General features: G+C 29.3%; 7 protein-coding genes. 5 read left to right on the top strand and 2 right to left on the bottom strand.

Annotated features, from left to right (window positions below):
• The 4 genes from RWN11_RS06995 to RWN11_RS06980 form a co-directional block, all read left to right on the top strand.
• The coding region (locus tag RWN11_RS06995; protein WP_314161031.1) for an SSURE domain-containing protein at positions 1-566 on the top strand (566 nt) is incomplete at its 5' end.
• A gap of 377 nt (positions 567-943) precedes the next feature.
• Positions 944-1,633, top strand: coding sequence for a response regulator transcription factor (locus RWN11_RS06990; RefSeq protein WP_314161030.1), 690 nt, complete (start codon positions 944-946; stop codon positions 1,631-1,633).
• 20 nt (positions 1,634-1,653) lie between these two features.
• Entirely contained in the window at positions 1,654-2,685 is a 1,032-nt protein-coding gene (locus tag RWN11_RS06985) for a HAMP domain-containing sensor histidine kinase (RefSeq protein ID WP_314161029.1), read from the top strand.
• A gap of 44 nt (positions 2,686-2,729) precedes the next feature.
• Positions 2,730-2,987: a metal-sensitive transcriptional regulator gene (locus RWN11_RS06980; RefSeq protein ID WP_314161028.1), complete on the top strand. Its 258-nt coding sequence runs from the start codon at positions 2,730-2,732 to the stop codon at positions 2,985-2,987.
• Between the two features lie 157 nt (positions 2,988-3,144).
• Here RWN11_RS06980 and RWN11_RS06975 read toward each other — a convergent pair whose 3' ends face one another.
• Both RWN11_RS06975 and RWN11_RS06970 read right to left on the bottom strand, forming a co-directional pair.
• Positions 3,145-3,426: a rhodanese-like domain-containing protein gene (locus RWN11_RS06975; RefSeq protein ID WP_399536174.1), complete on the bottom strand. Its 282-nt coding sequence runs from the start codon at positions 3,424-3,426 to the stop codon at positions 3,145-3,147.
• Positions 3,427-3,546: 120 nt separating this feature from the next.
• Positions 3,547-3,852, bottom strand: coding sequence for a rhodanese-like domain-containing protein (locus tag RWN11_RS06970; RefSeq protein ID WP_314161026.1), 306 nt, complete (start codon positions 3,850-3,852; stop codon positions 3,547-3,549).
• 601 nt (positions 3,853-4,453) lie between these two features.
• Here RWN11_RS06970 and RWN11_RS06965 point away from each other — a divergent pair.
• On the top strand, positions 4,454-5,153 hold a 700-nt coding region (locus RWN11_RS06965), incomplete at its 3' end, for a hypothetical protein (protein ID WP_314161025.1).

The following is a 5,153-nucleotide window of genomic DNA, read 5'->3' as shown; positions in this document are numbered from 1 at the left end:
CAGCCTTATTACCATTAGAAAAATTAGGAAAAGGATTATACTTCTATGAAGTAGATTTAGCAGGAACAAAAGGAAAATCAGATAAAGAATTATTAGATTTATTAAAAGCAAATGGAACACAAAGCTACAAAGCAACAATTAAAGTATACGGTGAAAAAGACGGAAAAGCAGATTTAACAAACGTAGTAGCACTTAAAGAGGTTACTGTAAATCTTCATAAAGAAGCTATGAAAATGGAGAAAAAACCAGGTGAAAATATGATGACAGATCATAAAAAACATGGTTTAATGGATTCAAATATGAGTGAAAAACCTATGGATATGCAAAAATCAGATGTTATGAATATGAAAGCACATATGCACAAAGATATGAAAGAGAAAAATATGAATGCTCATATGAACAATGACATGATGAAAAAAGGAATGTTACCAAAAACAAGTGCAGCTCCAGAAGGAACAATGAGTGCAACAAAAACAACAAATTCTTCAACTATTGGAATAGTAGCTCTAATAATCTCTAGCTTACTAGGTTATTTAGGAATTAGAAGAAAAAATGAAATCGACTAAATAGAATGGGAGTGACTCAAAAATCGTGATTTCAGAGAAATCGATTTTGTCGAGTCACCCCCGCACAGTTTATTAGATATCTAAAAAGCTTTTATAAAGCGAATTTAGATATCAATAAACCACTGCGTCTACGAGTTCTAATATGAACTTTGTTAAATTTTAGGACTTTTGGGGCAGCCCAATGTATTAAACGATTAAAATTAGTGTGATTTGATAGTAGTCTCTTTTATAAAATTTTTTGAATATCTAGAATTATGTGGGAAAATCTCAATTATATTGATATTTTGAAAATAGTGAGAGATAGAACCTTGCAGAATTTAACGAAATAGTGCTATACTTTTAATGTATAGTGCTATTTTGTTAGGAGGAGTAAAGATATGATGAATAAAATTTTATTAGTAGATGACGAGATAGAAATAACGGAGATAAATAAAAGATATCTTGAGCAAGGTGGTTATGATGTAGATATTGCTAATGATGGAAAAGAAGCATTAGAAAAATATAAAAGAAATAAGTATTCTCTAATTATTACCGATATTATGATGCCAAATATGGATGGTTATGATTTGATTAGTGAAGTACAATATTTAGATGCAGAGCAACCCTTTTTATTTATAACTGCCAAAACAACTGAGCCAGATAAAATTTATGCTTTGAGCCTGGGGGCTGATGATTATATAGTTAAGCCGTTCAGTCCTAGAGAGCTAGTATTAAGAGTTAGGAATATATTGCGTCGAGTTGAAAAAAATAGCACAGATAGTATTTCGATGTTTGGTGATTTAGAGATAAATTATAATAGTAGAATAGCAAAGGTCAATGGGAAACAACTAGACCTAACGGTGAAATCTTTTGAATTATTGTGGTTATTAGCTAATAATCCAGAACGTGTTTTTTCTAAAACAGAATTGTATGAAAAAATATGGCAAGATGAGTATGTTGAAGATGCGAATACATTGAATGTGCATGTTCATTCTTTAAGGAGAATATTAATGAAATACTCTACAGAGAAAACACCAAATATAAAGACAGTGTGGGGACTAGGATATAAAATGGAAAAACAAGTTTAAAAATGGAAAGGAAATATAGAATGAAATTAAGAGATTATATTATTATTGGATATATTTTGTCATTTTTAATAACTATAGTTGCTGTATTTTGGGCTTCAAATCAAATGTTAATAGAAAAGCAAGATACCTATTTTATTGTTGCAATTACTGTGATTGCGGGGTTAATCGGCGCAACTATAAGTCTAGCATTACTAAAAGGTGTGTTTAAATCATTAGATGTGCTAAAGAAAAAAACAGTAAACATAAGCGAGAAGAGATTTGATATCAGCGATGAAGTGATACGTCCTATCGAATTTAGAGATTTGTCTATAGCATTTGATGATATGTCGGAGCACTTAAAAGAAAGTTTTGAATCACTGGAACAAAGTGAAAAAGAAAAATCTCTTATGATTGCTCAACTTTCTCATGATATAAAAACTCCTATAACTTCTATTCAATCAACAGCCGAAGGAATGTTAGATGGTATAATAAAAAAAGATGAATACAAGTACTATTTAGAAACAATTTGTCGTCAAACAACAAGATTAAATAAATTAGTTGAAGAATTAAATTACTTGACGCTAAGTGTGAAAGAAACTGATTCTGCAGATAAAAAAGAAATAATATTCTTAGATAAATTATTAATTGATTGTATGTCTGAATTTAAGTTAAGAGCAGAAAAAGAACAAAGAGATATTTTTATTAAAGTTATACCAGAAAATGCAAAAATAGTAAGTAATTATAATAAATTGCAAAGAATTATAGTTAATTTACTAGGTAATGCTTTTAAATATTCACCAAGTGGAACAAAAATAGAAATAGTTGCTGAAATTAAGGATGATATTCTATCTATTTCTATAATAGATGAAGGTTGTGGTATAAAAAAAGAAGAGCTTGATAATATTTTTAAAAGATTATATCGTGTTGAAGCATCAAGAAATATGAAAACGGGAGGCTATGGATTAGGATTAGCTATAGCAAAGCAACTAGCTATGCAGCTCAATGGAGATATTATAGTAGAGAGTGAATATGGGAAAGGGAGCACATTTACTTTGAAAATTTTGACAAAATAAATTATTCAAGGTATAATGAAAAAAAATCTATTGAGGAAAAATATATGTCGAAGTCGAAGTACATAACGCGTTTAAAACGTTCTGAAGGACAACTTAGGGGAATACAAAAAATGATAGAAGAAGATCGTGATTGTATGGATATTATTACTCAATTAAGTGCAGTTCGTTCTAGTGTTGATCGAGTAATGGAACTATTAATTACTGAAAATCTTATGGAATGTATTAATAATCCTATAAAAAATCCTGATGAGCAGAAAGAAAAAATGGAAAAAGCCATAAGGTATCTAGTAAAAAAGAAATAAAAATAAAAGAAAGTCTTGTTCCGAAAAAAGGATCAAGACTTTTAGTTTTAACAATGAAATAAGTGATAGTAGCAGGAGCAGGGGTGCGAATAAAAGGGAGTGTTAATAAAAATTAGTAAATTTTTTATGTTAATCAAAATTTACTAGTTTATATTATTTAATTTTTTATTTCTCCAGGCCAATTGTTCATACCACCTTCAACATTTGTAACATCAAATCCTTGATCGTGCAAGAAAGCGTGCGCTTTAGCAGAGCGACCACCAGCTTGACAAATCACGTAGTATTTCTGATCTTTGTCTAATTTAGAAAAATCTGCTCCTAAAGTACTTAAAGGGAAATTTTGAGCAGTAGGTATGTGACCAGCTACATATTCATGAATTTCTCTTACATCAAGAATAGTTAGTTTTTCATTAATATATTTTATATGAAAATCTTGCATTGAAATATTATTTTTCATAAGTATGTCCTTTCGATATTAGTAAAATTTTAAAGAAATTTTAATCTGAAAATTAGATGTGTTTAAGTATAAATATGGGATATAAAATTATTTTATTTATTATTAAACTATTTTTCCACGCCATGCGTGCATTCCACCTTGAACATTGACAACATCGAAACCTCTTTTTTTAAGTTTCTTTGCAGCTAGTTTGCTTCGAGCTCCAGATTGACAGATAACATAAACTTTTTTATCTGTTAGTGGAGAAAACTGATTTATTTCACTAAGTGGGATATTTTTTGCGTTTTTTATATGCCCCCTTCTAAATTCTCCTGGCGTTCTTACATCAATTAATTGAATATTTGTTTTAAGTTTATTTTCTAATTCGATAGTTGAAATACTATCTACTTTTGTGAGTAGAAAAAACATTTATATACCTCCTTGTATACCCTTATAGGGTATATTAAAACACTAACTAAGGGATTTGTCAAGATTATTGATTTTAGATGATAAAATGATAGAATATGAAATAACAACAAGAAATATAAAGAAGGAAGTTATATGGGAGTGATTAAAAAAATCGTGTCTTGGAGAAAAAAGATTTTACCGAGTTCCCTTACGAGGAGTGACTCAAAAATCGCGATTTTTAAGAAATCGATTTTATCGAGTCAGCCCTACACAGTTTATTAGATATCTAAAAAGTTTTCCTAAAGCGAATTTAGATATCAATAAACCACTGCATCTATGAATTCTCACATGAACTTTGTTGAATTTTAGAACTTTTGATTTAGCCCCTTTATAAAGTGAATTTATAAATCAATAAAATATTGCTGTTATTAATTTTCACATAAATCTTTTTTAATTTATGATTTTTGACTTCCCTTAATTAATATATGAAAATTTGTAAATAACATATAGGAAAAATTTCAGAAGTTATATGCTTGACAAATTATAAGAATAGGAGAATAATGGAGTGAAGAATGACTTTCATTTTTATAAAAAACAACCAATGACCTAGGAGGAATTTCAAATGAAAAAAATATCAAAAGTAGCAACTGCGGGTGTTCTTTTATTCGCATTAGCAAATCCATTAGGAGCGTTCGCAGAAAATAATGTAGAAAATATTTCAGCTACTAGTAATAATAAAGAAACTCAAGATATTACTGTTCAAGCAAAAGAAGTTAATGGAGAAATAGTGTTTGAGATAACGGCAGGAAAAGACACGTATGATACTGTCATTTATGCGACAATTAATGGACAAAAATTCACATATAATTTAGGAAATTTGAAAAAAGGTCAAATTTCAAAAGTTGTACAACCTAATGTTAGCGTCAATAAAAAAGATGCAACTATTTCTAAAGAAAGTAAAACAGAAAAATTATTGCCTAATACAAGTGTAGTAAGAGAATTAGTAGAGAAAACAGTGGCATATAATACGGAATTAAATGGTAATGTAATAGAAGCAAAAGTTGTATATAAAGTATATGATTTGGTAGAAAAAAATTCAAACACAGTTGAAGGAAAAAAATCTATTACGGGAAATAAAGTAAAAGATGGAGCTATAGTAAAACCAGAAGTATTAGAGATACCTGAATATAAAGAAAATCTAGGAGGTGCAATTGTTTCTCCAGAAATTCAACCAGAATTGCCAAAAGCAGAAGAACCAGCAGCAGAAACAACGCCAAAAGCAGAAGAGCCAGCAGCAGGAACAACACCGAAAGCAGAAGAAC

Source organism: uncultured Gemella sp., assembly GCF_963519265.1.
Taxonomy (GTDB): Bacteria; Bacillota; Bacilli; order Staphylococcales; family Gemellaceae; genus Gemella.
This window is presented reverse-complemented; position numbering and strand designations above follow the sequence as displayed.